At 49.6% G+C, this 26,654-nt stretch carries 22 protein-coding genes; 19 read left to right on the top strand and 3 right to left on the bottom strand.

The window, feature by feature from the left end:
* Positions 1-169 precede the first annotated feature (169 nt).
* From ABRS97_RS13850 to ABRS97_RS13825, 6 genes are all read left to right on the top strand, one after another.
* Positions 170-700 (top strand): cupin domain-containing protein, encoded by a 531-nt coding sequence (locus ABRS97_RS13850; protein WP_367814745.1) that lies wholly within the window; start codon positions 170-172, stop codon positions 698-700.
* A gap of 220 nt (positions 701-920) precedes the next feature.
* Positions 921-2,729, top strand: coding sequence for an asparagine synthase (glutamine-hydrolyzing) (gene asnB, locus ABRS97_RS13845; RefSeq protein WP_367814743.1), 1,809 nt, complete (start codon positions 921-923; stop codon positions 2,727-2,729).
* Positions 2,730-2,734: 5 nt separating this feature from the next.
* Positions 2,735-3,778, top strand: coding sequence for a PrpF domain-containing protein (locus tag ABRS97_RS13840; protein WP_367814741.1), 1,044 nt, complete (start codon positions 2,735-2,737; stop codon positions 3,776-3,778).
* The gene (locus tag ABRS97_RS13835; RefSeq protein WP_367814739.1) at positions 3,748-4,863 is read left to right on the top strand and encodes an acyl-CoA dehydrogenase family protein; all 1,116 of its coding nucleotides are present in this window, start codon (positions 3,748-3,750) and stop codon (positions 4,861-4,863) included. The genes ABRS97_RS13840 and ABRS97_RS13835 overlap by 31 nt, the downstream gene beginning before the upstream one ends.
* The gene (locus ABRS97_RS13830) at positions 4,860-6,266 is read left to right on the top strand and encodes a dihydroorotase (protein WP_367814737.1); all 1,407 of its coding nucleotides are present in this window, start codon (positions 4,860-4,862) and stop codon (positions 6,264-6,266) included. The genes ABRS97_RS13835 and ABRS97_RS13830 overlap by 4 nt, the downstream gene beginning before the upstream one ends.
* A gap of 75 nt (positions 6,267-6,341) precedes the next feature.
* Positions 6,342-7,181 carry a cupin domain-containing protein gene (locus ABRS97_RS13825; RefSeq protein WP_367814735.1) on the top strand — a complete coding sequence of 280 codons (840 nt, stop codon included), beginning with the start codon at positions 6,342-6,344 and terminating at the stop codon, positions 7,179-7,181.
* Between the two features lie 812 nt (positions 7,182-7,993).
* On the opposite strand, the gene ABRS97_RS13820 is transcribed toward ABRS97_RS13825, so the two are convergent.
* The 3 genes from ABRS97_RS13820 to ABRS97_RS13810 are packed head-to-tail and all read right to left on the bottom strand — an operon-like array spanning position 7,994 to position 10,784.
* Positions 7,994-9,157 (bottom strand): ABC transporter substrate-binding protein, encoded by a 1,164-nt coding sequence (locus tag ABRS97_RS13820; RefSeq protein ID WP_367814734.1) that lies wholly within the window; start codon positions 9,155-9,157, stop codon positions 7,994-7,996.
* Positions 9,158-9,187: 30 nt separating this feature from the next.
* The gene (locus ABRS97_RS13815; RefSeq protein ID WP_367814732.1) at positions 9,188-10,015 is read right to left on the bottom strand and encodes an ABC transporter permease; all 828 of its coding nucleotides are present in this window, start codon (positions 10,013-10,015) and stop codon (positions 9,188-9,190) included.
* Complete coding sequence (locus ABRS97_RS13810; RefSeq protein WP_367814730.1) at positions 9,957-10,784, bottom strand: ABC transporter ATP-binding protein; 828 nt, start codon at positions 10,782-10,784, stop codon at positions 9,957-9,959. Before ABRS97_RS13810 ends, ABRS97_RS13815 begins: the two co-directional genes overlap by 59 nt.
* A 303-nt stretch (positions 10,785-11,087) precedes the next feature.
* Between ABRS97_RS13810 and ABRS97_RS13805 the strand changes: the two genes are divergently transcribed.
* The 13 genes from ABRS97_RS13805 to ABRS97_RS13745 all read left to right on the top strand — a co-directional run bounded on the left by ABRS97_RS13805 (position 11,088) and on the right by ABRS97_RS13745 (position 25,939).
* Positions 11,088-12,887, top strand: a complete 1,800-nt coding sequence (locus ABRS97_RS13805; protein ID WP_367814728.1) for a sensor histidine kinase — start codon at positions 11,088-11,090, stop codon at positions 12,885-12,887.
* A 3-nt stretch (positions 12,888-12,890) separates the two neighbouring features.
* On the top strand, positions 12,891-14,480 hold the full coding sequence (locus ABRS97_RS13800) for a response regulator (RefSeq protein WP_367814726.1): 1,590 nt from the start codon (positions 12,891-12,893) through the stop codon (positions 14,478-14,480).
* A gap of 119 nt (positions 14,481-14,599) precedes the next feature.
* Positions 14,600-15,934 (top strand): ABC transporter substrate-binding protein, encoded by a 1,335-nt coding sequence (locus ABRS97_RS13795; RefSeq protein ID WP_367814724.1) that lies wholly within the window; start codon positions 14,600-14,602, stop codon positions 15,932-15,934.
* Positions 15,935-16,012: 78 nt separating this feature from the next.
* On the top strand, positions 16,013-16,891 hold the full coding sequence (locus tag ABRS97_RS13790; RefSeq protein ID WP_367814722.1) for a carbohydrate ABC transporter permease: 879 nt from the start codon (positions 16,013-16,015) through the stop codon (positions 16,889-16,891).
* 16 nt (positions 16,892-16,907) lie between these two features.
* Complete coding sequence (locus ABRS97_RS13785) at positions 16,908-17,750, top strand: carbohydrate ABC transporter permease (RefSeq protein ID WP_367814720.1); 843 nt, start codon at positions 16,908-16,910, stop codon at positions 17,748-17,750.
* A gap of 1,126 nt (positions 17,751-18,876) precedes the next feature.
* Positions 18,877-19,515, top strand: coding sequence for a nitroreductase family protein (locus ABRS97_RS13780; protein WP_367814719.1), 639 nt, complete (start codon positions 18,877-18,879; stop codon positions 19,513-19,515).
* Between the two features lie 29 nt (positions 19,516-19,544).
* Positions 19,545-20,318, top strand: coding sequence for an ABC transporter ATP-binding protein (locus tag ABRS97_RS13775; protein ID WP_367814717.1), 774 nt, complete (start codon positions 19,545-19,547; stop codon positions 20,316-20,318).
* On the top strand, positions 20,318-21,115 hold the full coding sequence (locus ABRS97_RS13770; protein ID WP_483312456.1) for an ABC transporter permease: 798 nt from the start codon (positions 20,318-20,320) through the stop codon (positions 21,113-21,115). The genes ABRS97_RS13775 and ABRS97_RS13770 overlap by 1 nt, the downstream gene beginning before the upstream one ends.
* Positions 21,116-21,138: 23 nt before the next feature.
* On the top strand, positions 21,139-21,984 hold the full coding sequence (locus ABRS97_RS13765; RefSeq protein WP_367814893.1) for an ABC transporter permease: 846 nt from the start codon (positions 21,139-21,141) through the stop codon (positions 21,982-21,984).
* Between the two features lie 45 nt (positions 21,985-22,029).
* Positions 22,030-23,064, top strand: coding sequence for an ABC transporter substrate-binding protein (locus ABRS97_RS13760; RefSeq protein WP_367814713.1), 1,035 nt, complete (start codon positions 22,030-22,032; stop codon positions 23,062-23,064).
* 62 nt (positions 23,065-23,126) lie between these two features.
* Entirely contained in the window at positions 23,127-24,731 is a 1,605-nt protein-coding gene (locus ABRS97_RS13755) for an FAD-dependent oxidoreductase (RefSeq protein ID WP_367814711.1), read from the top strand.
* A complete protein-coding gene (locus ABRS97_RS13750) occupies positions 24,731-25,072 on the top strand; it encodes a 4Fe-4S binding protein (RefSeq protein WP_367814710.1) in 342 nt (113 codons plus the stop codon). The genes ABRS97_RS13755 and ABRS97_RS13750 overlap by 1 nt, the downstream gene beginning before the upstream one ends.
* Before the next feature lie 105 nt (positions 25,073-25,177).
* A complete protein-coding gene (locus tag ABRS97_RS13745) occupies positions 25,178-25,939 on the top strand; it encodes a CAP domain-containing protein (protein ID WP_367814708.1) in 762 nt (253 codons plus the stop codon).
* The last annotated feature ends 715 nt before the right edge of the window (positions 25,940-26,654 follow it).

Raw genomic sequence — 26,654 nt, 5'->3', positions numbered from 1 at the left:
TATCATCCATATAGGTTTCATATGAATTATAGTCAAAGCACCATCCTAACTTCCAATATCAATTTTCTTATAGTATTTATAGGATTCGGACTATACGTTGACAAATCCTGGCGAATTCAATAAGATTCCGTTACGAAACACCATATGAAAAGAGAGTAGGGATTCATACATGTCCAGTATTTATGAGAGAGTTACACGCCAATATGTTAATCAAGATCAGATTGAAGCTTTTTTGCAAAATGAAGGTATTCACTATGAGAAGTGGCCTGCAGATCGCACCCCGGAATTTGTGCATGAAAAAATTGCTTTTAATGAAGAGGAAAGAGCGCAACTGCTGGCTATTTATGAAGAGGAGATCATTCGATTCGCGGAAAAGAGAGGCTATACGAAGTGGGATATCGCCGTGCTTTCGGTGGATACGCCGGATATGCTTCAAAAGTTTGGAGACGTACACTTCCATAAGGAAGATGAGGTCCGCATTGTTGTCGGAGGCAAAGGTATTTTCATTATTAAAAGCCAACGCGCGGATCATTATTTTGAATTGGAAGTGTCAATTGGGGATGTGGTTGTCGTGCCTCAGGAGCGATATCATGCATTTAAATTAGCAGATGAACGCAAGTTTGCTGTTGTTCGATTATTTACTGGTGATGTAGGATCCGTTACTTATCCAGTTAGTGATTTGTCATTTAATGTCAAATAATGGTGTTTTCATAGTCTATGGATGATATAACTGATATGTGATCTGATATTGGACGTGTTTTTCAATTACGTGGTACATTTATAATAGTAAAACCAAGTAAATTAATGTGAATACTTCGTGAATGTCATGTCTTTGTATTTTACAGTAAAGGGGGGAACTTAAGAGACTAAAGAGAGTAATCGTTCACAATCGGAAGAGGAAATGAGAGGAGTCACACCACATGTGCCGTATTTTTGGTTATCTCGGTTATGATTTTGTAGATTCAAAGCGATTAAAGGCTGTATCTGATCTTCAATTCAAAGGTGGTCCTGACCAGCAATCTGTCTTATCCGAAAGAAATTGGGCGATTGGCAATAATCGATTATCCATTGTCGGCCTGGATGGCGGGGAGCAGCCTTATGCAGGCGGGGAACATATTCGGATCGTATTCAACGGTGAAATTTATAATCATCATGAACTTAGAAAGAAGCTGGAATTGAAAGGCTACAGCTTTGCCGATACGTGTGACGGTTCCATCCTGCCGGCCTTGTATGCCGAATACGGAACTGAATTTGTCCGCTATTTGGATGGCATGTTCGCCATTGCGATTATTGATCTTCGCGAGACGGTCACGTTAACGCTGGCCACCGACCCTTCTGGCATGAAGTCGCTCTATTATTACTGGGATGAACAGAAGCAGACCATTTACTTCTCTTCAGAATTGCCTTCCTTGCTCGCATTTGAGCGCATACCGAAGCAATTATGGCTAACGGGCGTTGATTTCTATTTAACGACGAAAGTGGTGTTCGGGGAGCGGACTATGTTTGACGGCGTCTACGCGCTGCCGCCATCTTCTCTGCTTCATGCTCGGCTCGGAGAACGGCCAAGGCTTCAGCGTTGGTCGACACATTTATATTCAAACGTTCAGATTAGTAACTTTGAAGAGACAGCAGCTCAACTTCGGGAGCAATTGGATCATGAAGTTAACGCCTTGCTGCTTGCAGATGTTCCGGTGAGTACTGTGAATAGCGGGGGGCTGGATTCCAGTTTAATCACGGCCTTGGCTAGCAAGCACAATAAAGGGATCCATTCATTCAATCTCTCCTATATCGGTGATTGGCCGCTTGATGAGAAAGCATATGCTCGCGAGGTTGCGCAGCTTTTCGGCACGACTCATCATGAAGTGCTCATGGATCCAAGGAATTTTGAGCGGTTGCTTCCCTCCGTTGTGACGCATCTGGGACAGCCGAATGCCGATCCGATTACGCTCAGCAGTTATGCGCTATTCGAAGCTATTCAACAAGCCGGTTTTAAAGTGACGATTTCCGGCGACGGAGCGGATGAAATGTTCGGCGGTTATGATCGCTTTGCGGAAGCTGTACATACGTTAGGTGACTGGGTGAAGCCTTATATTAGCTCATTGGGCGTAGCTGACACGCATCAACGCTGGGAACTTTACAGCGAAGATTACCGCGCATTTATTAAGGAAAATGGTTCTATTGAAGATCATATTGAGCATACGCTTCGGCAATCCAATCGTGGACGGCTGGATACCATTCTTTCATTCGAACGCGAATATCGGCTGCCTTCGTATCATCTTCGTCGTGTGGATCATCTCAGTATGGCCCATTCCGTTGAGGTCAGAGTTCCTTATTGCCAGCCGCGTATTCTTGATATAGCGAACCGACTGCCCGATAGCTGGAGAGTAGAAGAGGGTCGGGTGAAAAAACTTCTCTATCGTACTTCCGCAGGCATTCTGCCGGATTCCATATTAACGCGCAAGAAACAACCGTTTACGCTCCCGATTGATGCGATGATGCGCAAAGGGCTGCCGTTATTTACAGCCATTGAACAAGCGCTGGACCGTGAAACGATTCGCAGGCAAAATGTGTTCAATCCGAAAGAGGTAGAGAAACTGCTTGAGCGTCAGGCTACCGCACCTAGCGGCAAAACCGCTTTGACCTTATGGTCTCTGGCTATTTTCCAGCTGTGGCTGGATCAGTTCCAGGTTTCGATTTCTTCGTCTAAACAATATCAATTTGAGGGGTGATGCACATGTTGACCTATTTGGCTCACGCTGAAGGAAGCGTTTCTTCATCCATTATTATCGATGGAACCGACATAGGGACGGACCCGACTGATGTTATTCCGGTGCTGCACCGGATTCATGCTAATTTGGATGATAGCCAGCATCCGCATGGTTTGATTTCCAAATTTGTTGTTATTCGGCCATCTTCTCATCCGATGTATGATCTTAGTTATTGGTTCTTCCAACTGGTTCCGGGTAATCCGGTTTCCTTTGACTATGAAGGCAGCTGCGGGCATTCGATACTGGCAGCCATCCAGGTGGCGATGAAATGGGGATGGGTGGCAAGTGCAAGCCCGGGACTGCGCGTACGTGTGTATATAGAGAATGTAGGAGATAGCCTCGTTTGCGAAGTCGATCACGCCGTACGATCAGGCATGAATTGCACCGCTCATTTTATTGAAAATCAAGGTACAAGCCTTGCCAGCTTGCTTCCATCGGGACAAGTGACGGATCGCTTGCAAACTTCTTTCGGCGAAGTTGAAGTGTCCGTTGTCTCTTCGGGTAATTCCTATGTATTCGTGCATGCGGAGTCACTAGGCATTCATTCGGAAGAGGAGCTGTTCGGAGCAGGCGCGGATGTACTTGCACGACTCCAGGAAATTCGCCGAGCCGCAGCGGTACATATCGGTTTGAATCCGGATAATGTCTTTCCCAAGATTGCTGCGGTTGCCAGCTACCAGCAGGGCTCGCTATCGTTTAGAGCGATCTCCGTTCCTTCGTGGCATCCGACGATTGCCCTTACGGGCGCAGCTTGCGTGGGGGCGGCGGCTTCCATAAAAGGTTCTGTTGTGTACGGGATTGTGCAAGCATCCAAATCATCTACATACCGGTTAAATGTGAGAACCAAAGGCGGAAGTACAATAATTTCGACTTCTACAACGGGCCCGGAGCTGAATGATTATTTGCTGTACAATAGCATTTCGGATAAAAATGTTCGGCTAATCGGCTCATTGCCATTAAAGAAAGGGGCGGCGCGTGAATGGGAGCTGCAGTCCAAGATGTTCGCCTAGAATTATCTGCATTGCTGGAACAATTGGAACAATTTGCGAGTGCTGCTGATGAGCAGGGGGCAACTCAGAAAGAGTCGCTTGCGGCACTGCGCCAGTCGGGATTGCTAGGCAGTATGGTGCCGACCGAATATGGCGGTCTAGGGCAGACATCCTTATTTGCCAGCCGATTTATTGAGGCGGTCGCCGGTGTCGATCCATCGATCGCGATCATTGCTTTTCAGCATTTATCTGTCGTCTCACGAATTCTGGAATGGGGGAGCGAGGCGCAGCGTCAGCAATATTTGCCCAAACTCGCTGACGGCAGGTGGCTTGCCGCTTCCGCATGGTCTGAAACAGGAGCGGGAGCGAACAAGCAGAATCTGTCTACCCAAGCGGTTCAAATTGATGACGGACACTGGTTGATTGAAGGAACCAAGTCGTTTACGACAGGCGCTGGCTTAGCGGATTTATATTTGGTTCTGGTACAGACAGGGAGCAATGATGAGAAATCCATCTATGGGAATTCAAGCCAAACCTTTTTTTTAATCGAAACTTCTCAAGGCATTACCGCTGATGCGGACACGAATTTGGCAGGTATGCGAGGTTCGTCCACCGGATTTATTTATTTGAACAATTGCCTCGTTTCATCCGAACAGTTCATTGGCGCTCTTGGGGGTGCCCCGGCGGTTATTAATGGCATCCGACAATGCGGACTGACGCTGGGCGCAGTCTCGCTGGGGATTAGTCATGCTGCCTATGAACTTGCGTTGGAGCATGTTCGCAGTAAAGGGCTGAGCAGCAGTCCGCTGCTTCAGTCCGCTTTGTCCGACTTGCATTTGACATTGGAGGCTGTTAGAGCCCTGGTCGATAAAGTCGCAGCTAAGGATGGCGGCGAGCATCTGGCCAAAATTGCCTATCAATCTAAAATATTCGCTTCGGAAGCCAGTGAGAAAATATGTCGGGAGGCGCAGCAAATCATCGGCGGTTCCAGCTATGTGCGCGGGCGCAAATTGGAGAGGCTGCTGCGCGATGCGCGGGCGGTCTCGCTGATGGGACCCGTAAACCGCCTGGCGAAAGAAATTATCGGAAAAGAGTTGGTATCATGAGCAGCGTATATGATCTCGTCATTTATAATGGCCGTCTTGTTTATAAAGACTCGGTCAGAGAGGGAGGCATAGCGGTTCAGGACGGGAAGATAGCTCTTGTCTTCGATGCTTCGCAGCGGCCTCAAGGCACGAAGGAAATAGATGCAGAAGGACATTATGTCCTTCCTGGCCTTATCGATTCTCATGTGCACTTCCGTACGCCGGGGTACGGGCATAAGGAGAACTGGGAAGCCGCCAGCAAGGCAGCGGTTGCAGGCGGAATTACGACGGTGCTGGATATGCCCAATACGGATCCTTACACGGATTCGGTTGATCGGATCAAGGAGAAGGACAAGATAATTCAAGGCCATTCTTTGGTTGATTATGGTTTCCATGTCGGTGTCGCACCAGGCAAATTACTGCCGCTCGAGTCAATTCGACAAGAGCATGCGGCTAGTATCAAATTGTTCTTAACCGGTCATCGGACAGCTCGTAATGTGATTGATCAAGATTCTGATCTCGAATCGATATTTCGGCTTGCCGCTGATAGGCAAATTCCGTTAACCTTGCACGCTGAGGATGATGCCGTTCTTCAATTATATCGCCAAGTCCATAAATTACCGCATGATTTAGCTTCCTATGAGGCGATCGCTCCTCGCAGCGGTGCTATCGCAGCCATTGCTCGGGTACTTCGCCTTGTGCGCAAGTATGGAACGTCCGTCCATGTTCTTCATGTTTCGTCGGAGGAGGAAGTGGATCTCTTGGAAACGGCAGCCCGCGGGGGATATCCTGTGACGTTCGAGACGACAGCGCACCAATTATGGTTTGACAAGGAAAGCGCTGCTGCGCAGGGAACGAAGGCCAAGCTGAGCCCAGCGATTCGTGATAATAGGGACCGGGCACGGCTGTGGGCTGCTGTTCGGAATGGCGCGCTGGCTTCAGTGGGCAGCGACCATGCGCCGCATTCCAAAGAAGAGAAAGCGGCAGCGTTCGGCGAAGCTCCGCCGGGCTTGCCGGGCGTACAGGAGCTATTTCCTGTTCTGCTGACAGGACTCAAGCAGTATCTTCCTGAGCTCAGTCGAGATGAGCGGCTTAGTAAGGTAGTGAGCTTGCTGGCCGATGGACCAGCCAATCGGTTTCGGTTGAATCACCTGAAGGGAAGTCTGCGGCCAGGACTCGATGCGGACATTGTCATTGTGGACGACCAACAGGTCTGGCAAGTAGAAGCCAATCATTTGTATTCATTTAGCGGATGGTCGCCCTATGAAGGTTTGGCATTGACTGGTGTTCCGCTCGTTACTATTCGCAGAGGTCGAGTTGTGTTTGATCGAGGGGAATTTGGAAAGCCAGAGGGCCGTTCTCTGAACTATGCGCCAGCGCCATTCGCAACATTTCGACAAGTTTCAGGCAGCCCGTTTCATTGAATCGGGGCAGATGAATGAGCTTATGCTTACGAAGAAAGTTTTGCTAAAGCAAAACTCTTAGGAGGAGGAAATGTGATGACGACAGCCGTTAAACCATTGCTTTCAGGCGCTGTAATTAAAGTTTCGGAGTTAGAGTGGGAAGATAGAGGGACATACCAGATTGCGAAACCTGTGACAGAGGATAAGGGGGCCGTACATGTTACTGGCCTAGTTGTACGCTTATTGCCGGGCGGTACGTGGGTGAGCTGTGAGAAAGGTACCGCGCAAGAAATTGTGGCGATTGTTCACAGCGGAGCAGGCAGTGCGCGGGTAGGAACTGAAACACGGGAAGTATCGGCAGCCTCTACACTGCACGCACCATCGGGCGTGGACTATGCCGTACAGGCAGATAAGGGGGAAATATTGACGCTCTATATCTGGCAAAGTCCTTTGCCTGAGGGAGCTGCACGAGCAGAACGCCCGCGCTTGTTTAATCATTTGTACAACGACGAAACACAGCTGAAAGGGTATAAAGGCAACGATCCAACGCAGCAAGTAACGAATCCGGCGAACATGAATTTTCTCTTCTGGCCTGGTACGGGCAGTGCGCAGCTATCCTTGCATTGCGGCATTCAAGAGCCTGGACAGAGCTTCGCTGTGCATCAGCATCCTTCGTCCAGCGAGTTGTTTATTGGCATTGAGGGCAAAGGCGAGGTGCATTTGAATGGCGAATGGCAAGCATTCGAATCAGGTGATCTGATTTATGTGCCGCAGGGTATATTTCATGGAACCCGAAACCTGTATACAGGCGAGGGTGCGAAACGATTTGTAACTTCCGGTGGGCCAGTGCCGTTCGATGAAAGCTTTTATCGTTTTGCGGGATTGTCCTCGGAGGTAAAGAATCCGGATGATCGAGATGAAGTGGTGGTTGAATAGAGAGGCACCTCTATTGGCAGTAAGTAACATATAAGAAAAAGAGTTAAGCACACAAGCTGCTTAACTCTTTTTCTTATATGTGTGTGACGAGCTCGAAGAGCGGAGAGATTCCGCACGAATCGTGTGGTACGAGCATTTGACAGGCTGGATGTAGAAGATCCGGAAGTGACTCAGCGGATTAGATACTCAATACCGCCTCGATCCTGCGATAGATCGTCATTTTGCGCGGGTGAGCGGAACGTAGATGCGTTATGCGGCGGTATTTTCGGTTGTAGGGACATTTCGCGGAACTACCGTACCTTATGAGCAGGAAATGCTGGGTTGTAGGCACATTTTCGCTAAGTTAACGCACCCTAGTTCCGCTTCAGGGGGAGAAAAGGGACGTTACCGTGAAATAAGGCATCGTAGTTCCGTGGATATCGCGTGCATGGGGAATTGGCGGTGCGCCAGGCAGTACCTTCGTCGTTTTCTTGTGAAGCTTGCGGAGGGAAGGTGAAATGTACCCGGAATCTTACTCTTACAGGGGTATTCATGGTATGAATACCGGATGGAGGACCGGTTAGGGAAAAGAGAAGTGGAAGGAAGCACAAAGTAGAACAGAGGGAATGGGTATGGGGTGGAAAAGCGATAGCGTCCGTATTTGAAATCGTGTTATTACCGCTAAATCAATTCAAAGAAACACGATTTCAAGAAACGGTTGGAACCCCATTCCCAATTCCATCCCCACGCGCAAACGTATCGCATAGCACGGCAAAGAACCTAGCGGTGATCTTCCGCTAGGTTTTTCTTATTTGGGGACGCCTCGTTCGAAATCAAGGTGTCCAAGTGACTAGTGCCGGATCGACAGCTTTCAGGTACGAGGTTTGAATAAATTCCTTGAGGTCAGGCAAAGCTTTGATTTTTTCATTTTTCAGCAAAAAGTTGGAAATATTGCTCAAAGAATCAACAACCTGCGGGGTAATGTCTAACCCGTATGTATTCAATTTGAAAATACTCTTTATCGTTTCTTGATCAATCTCCAACGCCTTGCTGACATAAGCTGCGGATTCGTCCGGGTTCGATTTGATATAGCTCGCCGCCTTTTTTAAAGCGCGAAGAGCGGCTTTGGTCGTTTCCGGGTTTTTGTCCAGGAATACCTTATGGCCCACTAGCAAGGAGTAGGAAGCGAACAGTGCTTGGGGCCCTTCTTCACCAGGTACATAAGATTGTGTAGCGGTTAAAAGTTGAAAACCGCCTGCTTCTTTCACGCCTTTAGACGCGATAGGCTGCCAAATGACGAAGGCATCGACATCTTTTTTCTGAAAAGCGGGTAAAATTTCGGTGGGGCCTACTTTGAAGGATTGGATTGAGCTAAGATCCAGGCCGTATTTTTCAACAATTTTAAGAAAAAAAGCTTCGGATGCGGTTCCGGAAACATAAGCGACTTTCTTTCCTTTTAAATCCGCGGGCTTTTTGATTTTATCCGGATTGACGACTAGCGTTTGAACACCAGAAATATTAGAATGCTGTGCAATTGCCTGGAGGGGAAGACCCGAGGCTTTGGCAATAATCGGCGGTATATCCCCCGTGGATCCTAATTGTATGCTTTTGGAGGCAATGGCAGAGACAACGTCAGGTCCGGCAGCGAACAGCTTAATATCGACGGTTAATCCTTCTTGTTGAAAGAATCCTTGTTCTTTGGCAATAATCAACAGTGGCGACAGCTGCGGATCACGTCCGGACCCGAGGGTGAGAGAGGTTGTCTCCAGCTTGGGAACAGCGGGTGTGCTCGAGGCGAGGGCGTTAGCTGGCTGGGGCGTAGTTTGATCTGCAGGTATTTGCGTCGCTGCTGCGGGTGAAGTTGTCGGAACGGATGTTTGCCTGGTTTGCCCGCAAGCGGCTGTAAGCACAGCGATAAACAAGAGAAGAAACAAGGGGCTATAACGCTGTTTAAGCGTTTTTTTTGTGTGAACAGATTTCGGATTGAATAAATGCATAGGGTTCTGCCTCCTGAGTATGTAGATGTTCTATTTCCAACGAATAAGTTGGGATTCGAAAGCGATGAGCAAACGATTGATGGCTAGGCCAACTAGACCAATGGCGATCATACCGACAACTACCTGGTCCGTTTTGTACAAGGATCTGCCTTCCTGGATCAGAAAACCAAGCCCTGCGTTAGCGGCAATAAGCTCGGAGCCGACAAGACAAATAAAAGCCATGGAAACTCCTGAGCGCATGCCGATAACAATGTTCGGAATGGCAGCTCGCAAAGTGACGTAATAGAAAATATGGAAGCGGCTGGCACCGAGAGATTGTGCGGCCTTGATGTGCAGCGCTTCTGTTTGGCTGACACCGCCGATGACATTCAGAAGGATGGGGAAGAAGGCGCCATAAACAATGATGAAGATTTTGGACATTTCCCCGATACCAAACCACAGAATAGCTAACGGAATCATCGCGATGGGCGGAATCGGACGGATGAGCTCCAGAAGAGGATTTAACGCGTTTCTAAGGAATTTCCATGTCCCCATGGCGAAGCCAAGTGGAAGAGCAAGACCGAAAGCAAGCAGAAACCCCAACAGTACCCGTTGAAGACTGGCTATCGTATGCGTAAGCAAGGAGCCATTTCTCAGCATGCTGCCCGCTGCTGCTCCAACTTCCAGAGGGCCGGGTAGAAGCGCGGCCGGGACTAGGTGCAACCAGGCAAAGACGGTCCAGATGACCAGCACGCCAACGATACCAAGCGAGCCGGTAGCTGCTTTCCTCGAAAAGCTGCGAAACGGTAATTTCATTACCTTATCGATGTGAGGAGAGGACTGGTTCCAGGATTTCGTAATCCGGTTCGCTTTCTCCATGCGCATGCTCCTCCTCTCTAAGTACGGAACTGATCAGCTTCTGATAATGGAAAAGACGATCGTCATTCCGATTCCGGACGCGTGGAAGATCCAAATGCAGATCAAGTGCGATGCGGCCGGGTTTTGGCAAAAGAACGAGAATCCGGTCTGCGAGATAAACGGCCTCCGAAATGCTATGAGTGACGAATACGCAGGTGATGCCGCTCGCATGTTTAATATCCAGCAATTCGCGCTGCATGGTTTCCCGTGTTTGTTCATCCAGCGCAGCGAAGGGTTCATCCATGAGCAGGATGGATGGCTCATTCGCCAATGCTCTTGCCAAGCTGGCCCGTTGTTTCATCCCCCCGGATAAACGGTTCGGGTAATACGATTCGAAGCCTTCAAGTCCCACCAATCGTATACATTGGCGGGCTAGCTCCGCACATTTGGCTTTAGGCAGGCCGTTTATTTTGGGGCCTAATGCAACATTTTGCTCCACGGTAAACCAAGGGAATAAGGCGTAATCCTGGAAGACAACACCGCGATCTTTCCCTGGCTTCGTAATTCGCTGGCCTTGAAGCACAATAGCACCTTCATAAGGCTGAAAACCGGCCATGCAGTTCAGCAGCGTTGTTTTGCCGCAACCGCTTGGGCCAAGCAAACAAATCAATTCCCCTTTATTGACCTTGAAACTAAGCGGACTTAGTACGTGATGAAGCACCCCCGGCAACGAACTTGGGTAAGTAACGCTTACTCCTTGCAGTTGCATAAATGCCTCTTCGTGGTGCATGGGTTCACCTCCTCTAATCTTAAACCAATAATTCCGCTGTGAATTATAAGTATTAAATTTCATTGTATCAGCCGTCTTTTTTTGAATCCAATATGAAAATGCCTATACGTCTTATTGTTCGAATCCAATGTATGGATAAGGTTGCGTGTCCCTCGGGTTCTCTAGCTCCTGTCTTCTTTTCTGCATCTCGCATATTTCATTGGCAATCCGAATCCTTTACAATGTAACGGACAAGATCTTCTTGACGTTCAAACGGGAAGGATTTTTTGTTTGTAAGCAGCTTGCATTCTAGGGGGGCGCCGCATGCCATTTTTACATAAGCTTAAGTCTAATCATTGGTTCCGCAATCGGCTGATTCGCCATAAAATTATGTTCATTTATTTCCCGCTTATTTTCTTGCCGCTGCTCGTGTTGGGGTTTGTTTCCAACAGTGTGTATTCAAATGCGATCGTCAAGAAGACGATCAAAAACATATCGGACAACTCCTCGCTGATCAATACCCGCATTACGGGCATGTTAACCAATGTAGAGAGCTGCGCGAACATGCTGACGATTAATCTTAACAAAGTCATTGTGGATGATCAGATTGCAATCGGAGCTTCGGAAACGAGTTTGCATGTCTATACGCAAATTACGAACCAGCTCAGCTTCGCGCTGCTCGTGTTTCCTGATGTCCAGTCGGCGGCCTTCATTGATACGAATAACAGAGTTTATGGCTCCAGCCTGTATATGGAACGCAATCTTGACGCCATTGAAGGCAGCGAAATGCTGAAGCAAATCGATGCGTCGAGCGGAACGAATTACTGGATGCCGATGCAGCGGCGCGACTATTTGACCCATGATTCGCAAGAAACCGTGCTGACGCTCGGCAAAAGGATTGTGAACATTAATACGGGGCAGAAACTGGGTATCCTCGTGCTGAATATCAAAGAGAGCGCACTCTCCGCCATTTATCAGAAGATTGGTTCGATTCAAGATGGCAGCTACTTCATTTCGGACGCGCAAGGCGTCATTATCTCCTCACAGCAGCCGCAAGAGCTGTTGACGGAAGTGGCGGACCCTGTTATGAAACAATGGATTGTCTCCACAGAAAATACGTCGGATCTGACTTCCCTGGAAAACGGCAAAACGCTGGTTGTCAGCTCCGATGTGCCGAAATTCGGTTGGAAGCTGATCTCGATGGCTCCCTTGCACTCATTAACCGTAGATACGAGAAAAATTACGCTCATTATTGTGCTTATCGGCATGGTTTGCCTGTTCTTTGCCTTACTGGGCGCAAGCATGCTGTCGAAGCTTATCGCAAGGCCCATTATGGCCTTAACCAAACATATGAAAAAAATGAGGGAAGGCAACCTGGATCAGGAGTTTCAAGTGAATTCCGAAGATGAAATCGGGTTGCTTGCTTCCGGATTCAACGCCATGATCAGCCGGATTCAGGAGCTCCTGACGAACATCAACTTTGAGCAAAAGAAAAAGCGGGAATATGAGCTGGCGCTGATTCAAGCTCAGATCAAGCCCCATTTTCTGTATAATACGCTCGACGTCATCTACACGTTGTCCGAGATGGGGCGGGTGCGCGATGTGCAGCGGACGACGAAAGCACTTGCGGATTTTTACCGCGTTGCGCTGAGCAAAGGCAGAGAAACGATTACCATCGAGGAAGAGATCCGCAATGTGAAGGATTATTTATCCATCCAGCGGATCCGCTATTCGGATGTGTTTAATTTCGAATTCGATATCCCGAGCGAAGTGATGGCAGGCACGATACCGAAGTTGACCATTCAGCCGCTCGTTGAGAATGCGATCTATCACGGTCTCAAAACGAAGGGAAGCTTCGGCCTGCTTAGAGTGACAGGAGAGCTCGCTGACGGGAAAATTAGGATGAAAGTGGCGGATGATGGCGTGGGAATGTCTGCAGAGCAGCTTCAGGAATTGCGATTGATGGGATCATCGCCGCAGCCGACAGCCGGCTACGGATTGCGCAATGTACATAACCGCGTGCAGCTTTATTTTGGGGAAGAGTATGGATTACAAATCGAAAGCGAGCCGGAGCGGGGCACGGAAGTGACGCTGTGGCTCCCTTTTCATCGTGAGGAAGGTTAACCCATGCAAAAAATTATCATTGTCGACGATGAGCAGATTTTTCGGGAATACTTGCGCACGGCGCTGGATTGGGAAACGTATGGCTTTGAAATTTGCGCGGAAGCCAAGAATGGCTTGGAAGCTTTGGAGGAAGTGGAAAAGCATCTTCCGGACATTGCGCTTGTTGATATAACCATGCCGTTTATGGATGGACTGAGCCTGACAGAGATTCTGAAAGAGCGGTTTCCCTCTACAAGCGTGGTGCTGATTACGGGACACAATGAATTCGATTATGCGCGCAAAGCGGTGAAGCTTGGCGTGGAGGACTATATCCTGAAGCCTTTCTCGAAGGACGAGCTGATGCTGACGCTGCTTAAGCTGCAGAAGGAGCATCAGAAGGTGCGGGAGGAGAAATCGACGCTGAAGGAAAACTTGCAGCTGATGAAGGAGAGCTTTTTGAATCATCTGCTTAGCGCGGACTACAATCACTCCGAAGCGGAAACGGAGCTGAAGCTTCAGCAGTTTGGGGAATCGTTCGAAGCGCCGTGCTTTGTCGTCGCTTGCATCGAGATTGACAACATGGATCAAAGATGGAATAAAGTTAGCGAGCGGCTGCTATGGAAGTACGCAGTGACGAATATTTTGAATGAGGCGCTTGAAGAGAGCGAGAATCATCTTATTTTTAACGGGCCCGAAGGCCGTATTATTTGCTTAGTCGAGCATCACTCCGCGATTGCTGGGGAGATTCCAGTGCTTAGCGGTTATGAGAAGCTGTGTTTTCTGATCAAAAAATATTTGAAATTCACAATTACCGTTGGTGTCGGACGCAGTCAAGCCGGCTATAGGGGGATCCGAACCTCGTATCAGGAGGCGCTCGAATCGCTGCAAAATAAGTTCGTACTGGGAAGCGATCGCGTCATTGCCTATGGAACCCCGTCGTTGGAAGCAGGAAATCAGGTTTTCTATCCCGCAGAAGCACATGAAGATCTGTTGGTTCAGCTCCGGATGCAGAACCTGGATCATGTTAACAAAAAGCTGGAAGAGATTTTCCACTCCATTCGTGAGCGGCGGCTTTCGCTGGACTATACCTATGTGATCTCCATGGGGCTAATATCGGTGTGCCTCTCCTACGTGACGGAGGCGGGGCACCCCATTGAGGATTGCTTCGGCGAGGGATTCTATCCCTATAGCGAAATTAAGAAGATGGAGTCTGTTGAGGCGACGCTCGATTGGATTAAGCAGCTGTTCAAGCAAGCGATTGATTACGCCGGGAAGCACCGGAAAACGCGTTCATCCAAGATTGCGCAGTCTGCGAAAGAATATATCGAGACAAGTTACGCTGACCCCGGGCTCCAACTGGAGCAAATCGCGCAACAGGTGTTCATTAATTCTAGTTATTTGCGCGCGGTCTTCAAGAAAGAGATCGGGATGACGGTGACGGACTACGTGACGCATGTTCGGATGCAGAAGGCGAAGGAGCTTCTTGGCAAAGGCAATATTCGGCTTGCGGATGTCGCAGAGCTGATTGGCTTTAGCGACCCTAGCTATTTTAGCAAAAGCTTCAAGAAGTTTTTCGGCTACTCTCCCAGCGAGTATGAAAACAACCGGCTGTAGCTTCTTTGACGGAATGTGCGGATTTTACAAGAAGCCCACGGTTTTTACATTATCATGAGGCGGGTTTCCTTTTATACTCAATTTATCAAGACAAAGAGTTTCCTTGGGAGGTCGCGTAAATGAAAAAAATGGCAGTTACTCTTGCAAGTGTATTGGTCGTTTCCAGTCTGGCGGCATGCAGTTCCGCGAACACGACGAAGGATGCAGCGTCTACGGCGGCGCCGGCTGCTTCAGCAGCGACGGGAGCCAAGAAGGACGACGCTAAACCCGTTAAGCTTCGCATCTATGCGCAGTACGCGGACGAAGATACCAAAACGCCTTATGATTATGCGGTTGCTGAATTGAAAAAGGAAATGCCGAACGTTGAGCTGGAGCTGGATATTCAGGCTCAGGACGATGGACAGAAGCTGAAAACCTATGCAGCGACAGGCAACCTGCCCGATATTTTCCAAGCTGGTTTGGATATTATTGATGCCTTAAAAAAATCGAACAACATTCTTGTGTTGGACGATTATGTCAATAAGCTCGGCTTCAAAGACAAAATGCAGCCAAGTGCGATGAACACGCTTATCACGGATGACGGCCACACCTATGCCTTCCCTTATGCGGGCAATGAAATGGCGCTGTTGTACTACAACAAAGACCTGTTCCAGCAAAGCGGCGTCAAAGTGCCGACTACGTACGATGAAATGATGACGGCTGTGAAGACGTTCAACGATAAAGGCATCACGCCGCTTTCCATTTTCGCCAAAGAAAAATGGCCTTGCGTCGCGCTGTACGATATGTTCGTCACGCGTGCCGAACCTGCCGGCATCACGAAGCTTGACAAAGGTCAAGCGAAAGTGGATGATGCAGCGTACAAATCAGCAGCCGAAAACATTATTCAACTGGTCAAAGCGGGCATGCTGCCAAAAGGCGCGACCAACTTGAATTATGACCAAGCAGCATCCTTGTTCCACGAAGGCAAAGCCGCCATGTTTGTGAACGGCCAATGGGAAATCGAAGCCGCGACGAAGGCGTTGGGCGATAAAGTGGGCTACATGTACATTCCTGCTGCAGATGCAGCCGCTTACGAAAAGGGCAAAACGGCGTTCAGCGGCAGCGGCGGCCCAGGCGGATACGCGGTATCGGCGAACACGAAAGATAAAGAGCTTGCAGCTAAAGTCGCTTCGTTCATCTCTCTGAAGTATGCGGAGTACAAGTACACAAATCGCAGCAATCCAATCGTAGCGACGAAGGTGGACAAGGCTGTTGTGAAGCCTTTCCCTCCGATGATGGAACAATTATCGAAAGATATTCCGAAAACGACAAGCACAACCGCTTTCTCGTGGGGATTGTCAAACCCTAAATTCAAAGCAGCGCTTGAAGATGCGACACAAAATCTAATGACGGGTAATTACACCGCCGATCAGTTCGTTAAAGATATGAGCAAGGTAGCTGTGACGGCGAAATAGCAAGTTTTGATGATAGGAAGACTCACACTGGATCATCTAGCCGGTGTGAGTTTTTCACTAAATAGAGGAAGTGATTACATGAGCAAATTCATGGGCAATAAAGCGGCGATTCTCCTGTTCACGCTGCCTGCGCTCCTTTTGTATACAGTTATTGTGTTTTATCCGATTATCCAGACGTTTTACCGCAGTACGTTCGAGTGGGACGGCCTTAGCGAAGGCACGTTTATTTTCCTGGACAACTACATCCGCTTGTTTCAAGACAGCATTTTCTATACGTCGTTGTACAATGGGCTTGTGTTTGCGGTGATCTTGGCTGTCGTGCAGATCGGAATCGGCTCTGTGCTGGCTTTTGCGGTTGCAGGAGGATTCAAAGGCAGCAAGCTGCTCCGGATCAGCTATTTCATTCCGGTTGTGCTGTCCATTACGGTTGTTTGTCAGCTCTGGCTGGCGATGTATAACAGCGAGTACGGTTTAATTAATAAAATCCTTGAAGCGCTGGGCATCTCTTATCGCCAGGATTGGCTGACGAACAGCAAAACAGCGATTTTCGCAATCGCTTTCGTGAACGCCTGGCAGTACATGGGCTATCAATTCGCGCTGATCCTGGCAGCCGTGAAATCCGTGCCCGAGCAGTATCTGGAAGCGGCACGAATTGACGGAGCATCGAAATTCAAGGCGCATCTTCGCATCACCGTGCCGATGCTTGCCGAGACGTATAAATTTTGCCTGGTCCTGGCTATTACAGGCGGCCTGAACGCATTTGCCAATATGTTCATTATGACAGGCGGCGGACCCGGCAATTCGAGCTACACACTGACATATCTCATGTACCGCTCCGCGTTCCGCGTCGGCGAATTCGGTTACGGCAGCGCGGCAGCGGCTTTCCTGGTCATCGAATGCCTGATCGTGACGCTAGCCATTAATAAGCTGATCGCCCGCGAGCGGATTACATTTTAAGGAGTGCTGATTATTTATGCAAGGAATGATAAGGCTCGGAAAGAAAAATCCGCTTCTAGGGGCTTTTCTGTGGGTGTATGCGGCACTGTCCGTTTATCCGCTCCTCTGGATGGTGTTTTATTCGCTTAAAAATAATGATGAGATCTTCGTGACGAATCCATTTGGGTTCCCGACGCATTTTAGATTTGAGAATTATGTGGATGCCTGGTCGAGATTCAATGTGCCTGTTTATTTCGGCAATAGCCTGCTAGTCGCCTCGGCAACCGTAGTGGGGACGATTCTGCTGTCAGTAACGTTCTCCTACGCCGTTGCCCGCATGCAGTGGCGTCTGAAGGAAGTCGCTCGCATCTATATCGTGATCGGGATGTTCATTCCGGTACAAGTCATTATGATTCCGCTAGCGGTACTTGTGCGCGAGTTTCATCTAGCCAATACGTATGGCGCGCTGATTATCCCTTATATCGCTTTCAACATCTCATTCTCCAGCATGGTTTTCTACGGCTTCTTCCGCAGCATTCCCGTTGAACTGGAAGAGTCGGCTTGCATGGATGGCGCAAGCATCTATCGGACGTATTATACAATTATATTGCCAATCGTGAAGCCGGCGATTGCGACGATGGTGATTTTCGTATTTTTGTCCGCGTGGAATGAATTCACCATGGCTCTAATTTTAATCACGAAGGAGTCGCTCAAAACGCTCCCGCTTGGACTGCTGTTCTTCCAAGGCCAGTTCACGACGAACTGGGGCGCAATGGGGGCTGCCATGACGATTGCGAGCTTGCCGACTGTTCTGGTGTATGTGCTTTTCAGCGAACAAGTGGAAAAGGCGCTGACTGTCGGGTCGGCTGTAAAAGGTTGAAGGCGTCGGGCTCCCTCAGGGAGGACGCCGGCCATTACGTGCAAGCTGACGCAGGGCGGCTTGCGGTGAGCGGGTTTCGCGCGAACAGCGCGGAACCCGCTTTTTTTAAGGTTACAGAATATATTTGCTGTTTTAAGGGGAGCAAGCTTGGTTTGGAGAGAGGGTGCCGTAAGCGGTTCACCCCCGAACCATTGGATTCTTGGAAAGACGGCATCATGAGCGGGCTAGCGGAACCACGGTGCGTTATGGCTAGTCATATTGGCTTGAATGGGCGTTTCGCGGAACTGCAGTGCTCTATGCATCAGAAATTAGGAGTTTCACGCTGGCAATTGCCTGTTTAACGCATCATAGTTCCTCGTCATGGTAAAAAAACAGGAAATTTAAAGAGATAACGCACCGTAGTTCCGTCGTTGTAGCTGGGCGATAGCCCGTGATGGAAAAGAGAAGTGGAAGGCAACTCAAAGTAGAACAGAAGAAGGGAGGGGACTGGGGTGGAGAAGCGTTAGCGCCCGTATTTGAAATAAAAAGACGATTTCAAGAAACGGTCAGAACCCCATTTTTAAGTCCACTCCCCATGAGCCAACATATGGTTCATACCAAGGACGCCGCTAGGCGTTCTTCTTATGCTTGGAAGGCATATGATTGGAGCTGCACGCTCATAAGCCGATATGGACGTGTGGATTTAGGCTCAGGGGGGACCTGGACCTGGCTAAATCTTATTTGCGCTTCTGATCAGTGAAGTCTCCAAGCCGCCAAGCCCCGGAACGCCACCCCCTGCCAACGAGCCTTCCCTACGCGCTGTGTATGCGCTAGGTCTGGCAACGCATCCGATGTACCCTGCCTCCTAGAAAAATAAATTGACGAAGCGCAAACATGATGGTAATCTAGTTGATAAGTTATTTAATCTAATTATTCCTATTGATTAACTTTGAATTGAATTCAGGTTTACCAGATATCTGGAAACCGCACAAATAAGCTCTTAGTAATAAATCGTAGAGCAGCAACCGAACCGGATACAACTTATGATTGTTAATGGCTACCGTTCGAACGGAGACATTTTCTCGCCAGAGGAATGTCTCTTTTTATTTTGAAAAAAAATCGTATTCCCAAAGAGAGGGTGTTGAGAATGAGTACGTTACAAAGAGAAATTAAAGCGATTATTGAGGAGCTTTCCCCGGAGGTGCGTGAGAATCGCCAAGCGGAGTATGGGGTGAATCCCCTATTTCTCAACCGGTGGTCGCCGCGTTCCTACACGAACCAGCAGGTTTCCGACGAAGTGCTTTACGCCGTGTTGGAAGCAGCGAGGTGGGCGCCTTCCTCCAGCAACGGACAGCCGTGGAAATTCATTATTGCCAAGACAGAGGAGCAGTTGAACCTTTTCCAAACGTTCATTAAACCTAATAATCGCCTATGGACCGACCATGCGCCAGTGCTTATTCTCATCCTTTCGGCCAAATATAGGGAAGACGGCGCAGTGAACGGAGCGAGCGCGTTCGACGCGGGGGCGGCTTGGGCTTCACTGGCGCTGCAAGCCAAGCTATTGGGCTTAGCTACACGCGCAGTGGGCGGGTACGACCAGGAACAGGCACGGATTGCGCTTCATATTCCTGAAGCTTACAACCTCCACGCCGTGATCGCGCTTGGTTATCAAGGCGAGAAAGAACTGCTGGAGGAAAGCTTTCAGGAAAAAGAGAAGCCGAACGGCCGCCGTTCGCTGCATGAAAGCATCATTGAAGGATCGTTTCCGGCGCAGGCCATTAACTGATGAAATCCAAATGACAGGAGATGCAAAAAATGACAGCATTATTGCAAATCAATCAATTACATAAAACGTTTCAGACGAGCAAAGGCATTGTTCAGGCGCTGCAGGACATCAATCTTCAAGTTAAAGAAGGCGAGTTCATTACTGTCATCGGCCCTAGCGGCTGCGGAAAAAGCACGCTTCTCAAGATCATTGCCGGACTTGATAGCCAATATGTCGGCAATGTTCAATTAGGCGGCCAGCCGATCAAAGGGCCAGGGATTGATAAAGGTTTTATTTTTCAAGAACCGCGTTTATTCCCATGGTTGACGGTAGAGAAAAATATTGCAGCGGATCTATCGCTTAGTAGTCCCGAGGTGCGGAAGAAAGTCGATGAACTCATCGAGCTTGTCCGTTTGGAAGGATTTCAGAAATCGTACCCTCGCGAGCTTTCCGGCGGGATGGCTCAGCGGGTTGCGATTGCGCGGGCGCTCTTGCGGAACCCGAAAGTGCTGCTGCTCGATGAACCGTTCGGCGCACTGGATGCTTTCACAAGAACCCATATGCAGGAAGTGCTCATTGACATCTGGCAAAAGAATAAAACGACGATGATCTTTGTGACGCACGATATCGACGAGGCGATCTACCTGGGTAATCGGGTTGTTGTGTTAAAACCGCGTCCAGGGGCGATCCGCAATATCGTCTCCATCGATTTGCCGGTTCCTCGGAAGAAAACGACGACTTCGTTTCAAGAACTCCGCCTGAAAGTGCTCAGTGAGTTTGAAAAAATTGAAGAGCTGGAATTAATCGATAGTTCAGGCATCTGATGAAAGCGGAGGTGAGAGCCATGTACCAGCAAGCACATTTGAATAGGATTTATCTCGGAGCGCTCTTCCCTGTACTGCTGCTTATCGTATGGCAGGTGCTTGGCGATCAAGGATTCATTTCACAGTTGTTGTTTCCTACACCCCTTCGAATTGCGAATGCCGGCATCCGATTAGCGCAAACAGGGGAGTTAATTGATAATTTGAAAATTAGTGTCGTCCGGGCGATATCCGGCTTCGCTTTAGGCGGCAGTCTCGGACTAGCCTTCGGCGTCATCGTCGGGTTATTCCGCAGGACGGAAAAGGCGCTGGACCCAACCGTGCAAATGATCCGAATGGTTCCGCATTTGGCGATCGCCCCGCTATTCATTTTATGGTTTGGCATCGGTGAAACGTCTAAGGTATTGTTGATTGCCAAGGGAGCGTTTTTCCCGCTCTACATTAATACGTTCCTAGGGATTCGCGGTGTGGACAACAAGCTGTTTGAAGTAACGCGCGTACTTGGATTTAGCCGCTGGAAGCAAATTATCCGGCTCATTCTTCCAGCTGCGCTGCCTAATATTTTGCTGGGAGTCAGATTATCGGTGGGGGTCGCTTGGCTGGGTCTGGTTGTGGCGGAACTAATGGGTTCCACGGCCGGGATTGGGTATCTGATGTCGGATGCCAGACAATTTTCCAAGACGCCGGTTGTATTCGTAGGCATCCTCATTTTTGCATTATTTGGGATACTCTCCGATTCGTTAGTTCGTCTTGTAGAACGGCGCTATCTCAGCTGGCGTGACAGTTACAAAGGGAAATGAGGAGGAGTCACATGAGCAATCCAATGAAAGCGCTGGGGTCTTCGGCGCAGCGAATCAAACCGTCCGAAGAAGGAGGGTTCACGCTCTTTCGTTCAGGCTGGTTTCGTGAGAAAGCAAACGATTTTGTAATCGGCGCAATCCTACCCGTTTTTATTATCGTCATATGGCAGGTGTTGGGTGATGCAGGACTGTTTTCATCTTCCTTTCTGCCCACACCGCTCGAAATTGCAGCTGAGTTCAAAACATTAATGGCCACGGGAGAATTAACCGAACATTTGGCCATTTCGCTTCAGCGAGCGGCGATCGGTTTTGTGATCGGAGGGGCGTTCGGGCTTCTTTTGGGATTCCTGGCAGGTTTCTTGCGGAAGCTGGAATTTCTCTTTGATCCCTCGATCCAAATGTTCCGGATGATTCCGCATTTGGCCATCGCACCGCTCGTCATCTTATGGTTTGGCTTTGGCGAGGTTTCGAAAATTGTCATCATCGCAAGCGGCGCGTTCTTTCCGATGTATATTCAGACCTTTCTTGGCATTCGGAGCGTAGACAACAAGCTGTTCGATGTTGCGAGAGTCCTTAATTTCAGTAAATCCAAACAAGTTTTCCGGCTCATTCTTCCCGCTGCATTGCCTGGCATTTTACTTGGATTACGGCTTTCCGTTGCGGTTTCCTGGCTTGGCCTTGTGGTTGCGGAGCTGATCGGATCGCAGGCAGGTATCGGATTTTTGATCAATTACGGCAAGCAAACGTCGAGTGCGGAACTTATTTTTGTAGGTGTTATTATTTTTGCGGTCATTGGTAAAGGGATCGATTCCTTGGTCCGTTGGTTAGAAAAGAAATGGCTGGGATGGCGCGAAAGCTTCCAAGGTTAGTACAGGATTCAAATAGGATGTATACAAAGAAAAGGGGTCATTCACATGAAGCTATTTACTCGCAGCAACAGAAATGCATTTCGCAAGGGACGTTTTGCCGGCCTATTATTGGCATTAACCTTCATTATCCTCTTTACTCAAGCATGCGCGAGCGGCGGCAGCAAAACGGCTTCTTCCAGTTCGGCGCCTGCAGCTAAAGCGCAAGTACCTGCTACGTTGAACTTCGGGTACATCGGCACAAGCAAACTGAATTTCCCAGGCGGAGCTGAAGGCTGGGGCTTCTATAAAGGGATTATTCAAGAAGAATTGAAAAAGAGCGGCATCACGGACGTTAAGCTGACAGCGTTCCCGAACGGTCCGGACATGAGCGAATCGCTGATTAGCGGTCGCTTGGATTTCGGCAACTTGGGCGACACGCCTGCTATTCTGGCCAAGTCGACGGGAGCGAAGACTAGATTTATTTCACAACCTCTAATCGACAATATTGGTTATCTCGTTGGTAAAAAGGGAGGACCCAAAACGTTAGCCGAGTTAAAAGGAAAAACCGTTGCGACACAAAAAGGTTCCTTCCATCACCGCTACTTAGCAGGACTGTTGAAAGAAAATAACCTATCAGACGTCAAAATTGTGCATATGCTCCGTGTTGATGCTGAGGCGGCGCTGGCACGCGGAGAAATCGATGCTATGACGAATACAGGCGTTTTCGCTTTGAAGCAGATCGATACAGGCTATCCGCTAATTGACGATGCGACGAAACACTCGAATCTGCTTGGAACGAGCGCAACAGTTGTGACGGAAGATTATTTGAGCAAAAACCCCAACTTCCCGAAAGCTTGGAATGAGGCGCGCTTGAAAGCATTGGAGGATTTGAAGTCGAAGCCGGATGACTATTATAAATTTTTGGCGGAGCTGAACAATTCGACGCCTGAGCTGATGAAGAAAGTAAGCCCAATCTCTTCTATTAAAGAAGTTCCTTTTACAGATGAAGGTATCAAGCTGTTGGAAGGAACGAAGAAATTTTTAGTGGATGAGAAGCTTGCCGAGAAAGATTTTGATGTGAACACGTGGATTTTAAAATAAATTCATAAGCTTGTGAGCGCATAAGAAAGTTTTGCTACAGCAAAACTCTAGGGGGTAGGAATATGAGTTCAGCCCAAATAGAGAAATTGGAAGCTGATGTGCTGGTTATTGGAGGAGGCCCTGCCGGGGCTTGGGCGGCTTGGAGCGCAGCGCAGCAAGGCGCGAAGGTTGTTCTGGTGGATAAAGGGTATCTCGGCTCGAGTGGAGCTACGGCTCCAGGAGGCACGAATCTCCTGTATCTTCCTCCAGATGAAGCATTGCGGGAAAAAGCGGTCCAGCAGCGATACAAAGAAAGCGGCTATTTGGCCGAGCCGGAATGGATTCATCGGGTTTTGGATCAAGTTTATGAAAGCCTTGTTCAAGTGGAAAAATGGGGATATCCGTTCCGTCGGGATGAAGACGGCGTTCCTCTGAGGGATCATTTGCAAGGCCCCGAATACATGAAATTAATGCGCAAGCAGGTTGCTCGTGCCGGTGTTCGAATTCTAGACCAGTCACCCGCGTTAGAGCTGCTTGTTGATGAGCACGGCGTGGGCGGAGCTAGAGGCATCTCGCGATTAGATGGGAAGGAATGGGAAGTGCGCGCCAATGCGGTTGTCATTGCAACCGGCGGCTGCGCGTACTTAAGCAAAGGATTAGGGTGCAACGTGCTTACAGGAGACGGTTTGCTCATGGCGACTGAGCTTGGAGCCGAGCTGTCCGGCATGGAGTTCACCCGGCAGTACGCGCCCAGCGCGGCTTTCGGTACAGTTACCCGGGGCAGGCTGCTGAACTGGGCGACGTATACGTCCGAGGACGGCACCGTCCTGCAAGCGGGAGGTCCGAGACCGCATGATTTCTTGCCGACGATGCTGAGCAAAGGCCCCGTATACGCAGTGCTCAATCATGCGGATACGGAAGAGAAACAGCGCATACTGCGAACTTCACATGCGATATTTTTTCTGCCGCTGGATCGTGCGGGCATTGACCCGTTCAAGGAGCGGTTCCCGCTCACGCTTCGATATGAAGGAACGGTTCGCGGCACGGGAGGCATCCGCTTGACGGATGCTGCTTGCGCTTCAACCGTAGCTGGCCTCTACGCCGCAGGAGACGCGGCCACTCGCGAGCGAGTGACGGGGGCGAAATCGGGGGGCGGCGCGTTCAACGCCTCCTGGGCCATTTCCTCCGGCACATGGTCCGGAGCCGCGGCAGCGAAATATGCACTGGCGCAAGGTCGCAGCGCAGGAGATAGAGAGCTGCGTCCAGCAGGCCGCTATGGCCTCGAAAGCAGCGCGCAAACGGAGGAAGCGATCGACACGGCTTCCTTGGTGAAAGCGATACAGCAGGAAGTATTTCCGCTGCATATCAACTATTTCCGCAGCGAGCCGATCGTACGTGAGTCGCTGGAACGGCTGCATGGCTTGTGGGCGAACTTGAAAGGCAAGGTAGAGTCGGGCGTTCAAGCGCGCGTGAGAACCAGAGAAGCGGCGTCGATGCTTGCGAATGCACGCTGGATGTACACTGCAGCCCTCGCGAGAAAAGAAACGCGCGGCCTGCATATGCTCAAAGAGTATCCCGAGGCAGACCCTGCCCAACAGCACCGCTTGATTGTTTCCGGCATTGATCAGATTCGGGTGCGTGCCGAACAACCAGCTAGCCAGCACGCCGGACAGGAGGTTTTGCTCTAATGATAGAATTCGTTAGTTCTGACCGCTGTGTACAGTGCAAGCTTTGTGTGAAGGTATGCCCGACGAATGTGTTCGATCAAGGGGAAGATGGCATCCCGGTTATAGCAAGGCAGGATGATTGCCAAACGTGCTTTATTTGCGAAGCGTATTGCCCGGTTGATGCGCTCTATGTCTCTCCTTTTGCCGATCCGCTGGAAACGGCGCCGCTGGAAGAACAGTTGGTCGAAGATCACCTGCTTGGCAGCTGGCGTGAAACGATAGGCTGGGGCCGCGGACGCGTAAAATTAGCGGAAATCGATACGACGCCTTTCATCGATCGCATTTTGCCTCAAAAAAACTGAACCAAAATTTCTTTGGTTTGGATAATACATGATAAATAGGTGAACCTACTCCTATCGTCAATTCTGCGACGAATGATGCTAATGACGGGGAGTGAAAGTAATCGCATGCTACAAGGCAAAAGAAAACATGTCTGGATTGTTCTGATCTGTGTCGCCCTATTCTTTTCGACTTCAACGACCGCTTTTGCATTCGGAAAAGGGGCCAAGGGACCTGACGTTTACGCGGTGCAGGGGATGTTGAAATCGCTGGGTTATTATGGCGGACCCATAACCGGGTACTATGGCAGCCAGACGACGGCAGGGGTTAAAGCTTTTCAAAGCAAGTATGGCCTTCCTGTCACAGGGAATGTCGATGACCAAACGTTGCAATCGATTTTGTGGGCTTACGGTAATTTGAAAATTCCTAAGAAGCCGACGCCGACTCCGGCCCCAACAGCGCCGCCAAGTCCGACGCCGAAGCCGCAAGTGCCGTCTGTGCCAAGCTTGACGCCAGAGGAACAGCGGATGATCGATCTGGTAAACAGTGCGCGTGCTGCTGCAGGTCTCCCGCCGCTCACGGTGGATCTGACATTAACCAAGACGGCCAGACTGAAGAGTCAGGATATGGTAGACAATAATTACTTCTCACACGACTCGCCAACGTACGGCTCGCCTTTTGACATGATGAAGCGGTTCGGCATTTCCTACAGCGCAGCAGGAGAGAATATCGCTTGCAATCAAAACGTAGAGGCTGCTCATCAGGCTTTGATGAATTCCCCAGGGCATAAGGCGAATATTTTGAGCAAGGACTACACGCATATCGGCATCGGTATCGTGGACGGAGGTTCTTGCGGCAAAATGTTCACGCAGCAGTTTATTGGCAAGTAAATGCAGAGTAGTTAGCGTAGACGATAAAGGACTTTGCGGTGTGGAACCGCAAGGTCCTTTATGTTGGGCATAACAGGCGGATGAAATCCACGCCTGTAGGGGCAAGTATGGCGCTTACGCGGAGCGGGTAAGCGCCCGGGGCCGGTGTAAGGCCTGAACAGGGCCTTACATGTTTCAAGGCTCTAACAAGCGAAAGGCAATCTCGCTTGTTAGAGCCTTTATGGCGCTTACGCGGAGCGGGTAAGCGCCCGGAGACCCGTGTAAGGCCTGAACAGGGCCTTACAAGTTTCAAGGCTCTAACAAGCGAAAGGCAATCTCGCTTGTTAGAGCCTTTATGGCGCTTACGCGGAGCGGGTAAGCGCCAGGGGGGCCGTGTAAGGCCTGAAAAGGGCCTTACAAGTTTCAAGGCTCTAACAAGCGAAAGGAAATCGCGCTTGTTAGAGCCTTTATGGCGCTTACGCGGAGCGGGTAAGCGCCCGGGGCCCGTGTAAGGCCTGAAAAGGGCCTTACAAGTTTCAAGGCTCTAACAAGCGAAAGGCAATCTCGCTTGTTAGAGCCTTTATGGCGCTTACGCGGAGCAGCAAGCGCCCGGAGACCGGTGTAAGGCCTGAACAGGGCCTTACAAGTAAAGAAGCTCTAACAAGCGAAAGGAAATCTCGCTTGTTAGAGCCTTTATGGCGCTTACGCGGAGCGGGTAAGCGCCCGGAGACCCGTG

Origin of the sequence: Paenibacillus tabacirhizosphaerae (assembly GCF_040812395.1) — a bacterium.
In the GTDB taxonomy this organism is placed as follows: Bacteria; Bacillota; Bacilli; order Paenibacillales; family NBRC-103111; genus Paenibacillus_E.
Note: the sequence above shows the minus strand (reverse complement) of the source record. Positions and strands in the feature narration are given on the sequence as shown.

Coding starts and splice junctions, on each gene's coding strand:
- ABRS97_RS13835 (WP_367814739.1), top strand. CDS start 3,748: ATGGGAGCTGCAGTCCAAGATGTTCGCCTAGAATTATCTGCATTGCTG.
- ABRS97_RS13765 (WP_367814893.1), top strand. CDS start 21,139: ATGAAAGCGCTGGGGTCTTCGGCGCAGCGAATCAAACCGTCCGAAGAA.
- ABRS97_RS13790 (WP_367814722.1), top strand. CDS start 16,013: ATGAGCAAATTCATGGGCAATAAAGCGGCGATTCTCCTGTTCACGCTG.
- ABRS97_RS13780 (WP_367814719.1), top strand. CDS start 18,877: ATGAGTACGTTACAAAGAGAAATTAAAGCGATTATTGAGGAGCTTTCC.
- ABRS97_RS13795 (WP_367814724.1), top strand. CDS start 14,600: ATGAAAAAAATGGCAGTTACTCTTGCAAGTGTATTGGTCGTTTCCAGT.
- asnB (WP_367814743.1), top strand. CDS start 921: ATGTGCCGTATTTTTGGTTATCTCGGTTATGATTTTGTAGATTCAAAG.
- ABRS97_RS13745 (WP_367814708.1), top strand. CDS start 25,178: ATGCTACAAGGCAAAAGAAAACATGTCTGGATTGTTCTGATCTGTGTC.
- ABRS97_RS13830 (WP_367814737.1), top strand. CDS start 4,860: ATGAGCAGCGTATATGATCTCGTCATTTATAATGGCCGTCTTGTTTAT.
- ABRS97_RS13770 (WP_483312456.1), top strand. CDS start 20,318: ATGAAAGCGGAGGTGAGAGCCATGTACCAGCAAGCACATTTGAATAGG.
- ABRS97_RS13800 (WP_367814726.1), top strand. CDS start 12,891: ATGCAAAAAATTATCATTGTCGACGATGAGCAGATTTTTCGGGAATAC.
- ABRS97_RS13785 (WP_367814720.1), top strand. CDS start 16,908: ATGCAAGGAATGATAAGGCTCGGAAAGAAAAATCCGCTTCTAGGGGCT.
- ABRS97_RS13815 (WP_367814732.1), bottom strand. CDS start 10,015: ATGGAGAAAGCGAACCGGATTACGAAATCCTGGAACCAGTCCTCTCCT.
- ABRS97_RS13750 (WP_367814710.1), top strand. CDS start 24,731: ATGATAGAATTCGTTAGTTCTGACCGCTGTGTACAGTGCAAGCTTTGT.
- ABRS97_RS13850 (WP_367814745.1), top strand. CDS start 170: ATGTCCAGTATTTATGAGAGAGTTACACGCCAATATGTTAATCAAGAT.
- ABRS97_RS13810 (WP_367814730.1), bottom strand. CDS start 10,784: ATGCACCACGAAGAGGCATTTATGCAACTGCAAGGAGTAAGCGTTACT.
- ABRS97_RS13820 (WP_367814734.1), bottom strand. CDS start 9,157: ATGCATTTATTCAATCCGAAATCTGTTCACACAAAAAAAACGCTTAAA.
- ABRS97_RS13840 (WP_367814741.1), top strand. CDS start 2,735: ATGTTGACCTATTTGGCTCACGCTGAAGGAAGCGTTTCTTCATCCATT.
- ABRS97_RS13755 (WP_367814711.1), top strand. CDS start 23,127: ATGAGTTCAGCCCAAATAGAGAAATTGGAAGCTGATGTGCTGGTTATT.
- ABRS97_RS13760 (WP_367814713.1), top strand. CDS start 22,030: ATGAAGCTATTTACTCGCAGCAACAGAAATGCATTTCGCAAGGGACGT.
- ABRS97_RS13825 (WP_367814735.1), top strand. CDS start 6,342: ATGACGACAGCCGTTAAACCATTGCTTTCAGGCGCTGTAATTAAAGTT.
- ABRS97_RS13775 (WP_367814717.1), top strand. CDS start 19,545: ATGACAGCATTATTGCAAATCAATCAATTACATAAAACGTTTCAGACG.
- ABRS97_RS13805 (WP_367814728.1), top strand. CDS start 11,088: ATGCCATTTTTACATAAGCTTAAGTCTAATCATTGGTTCCGCAATCGG.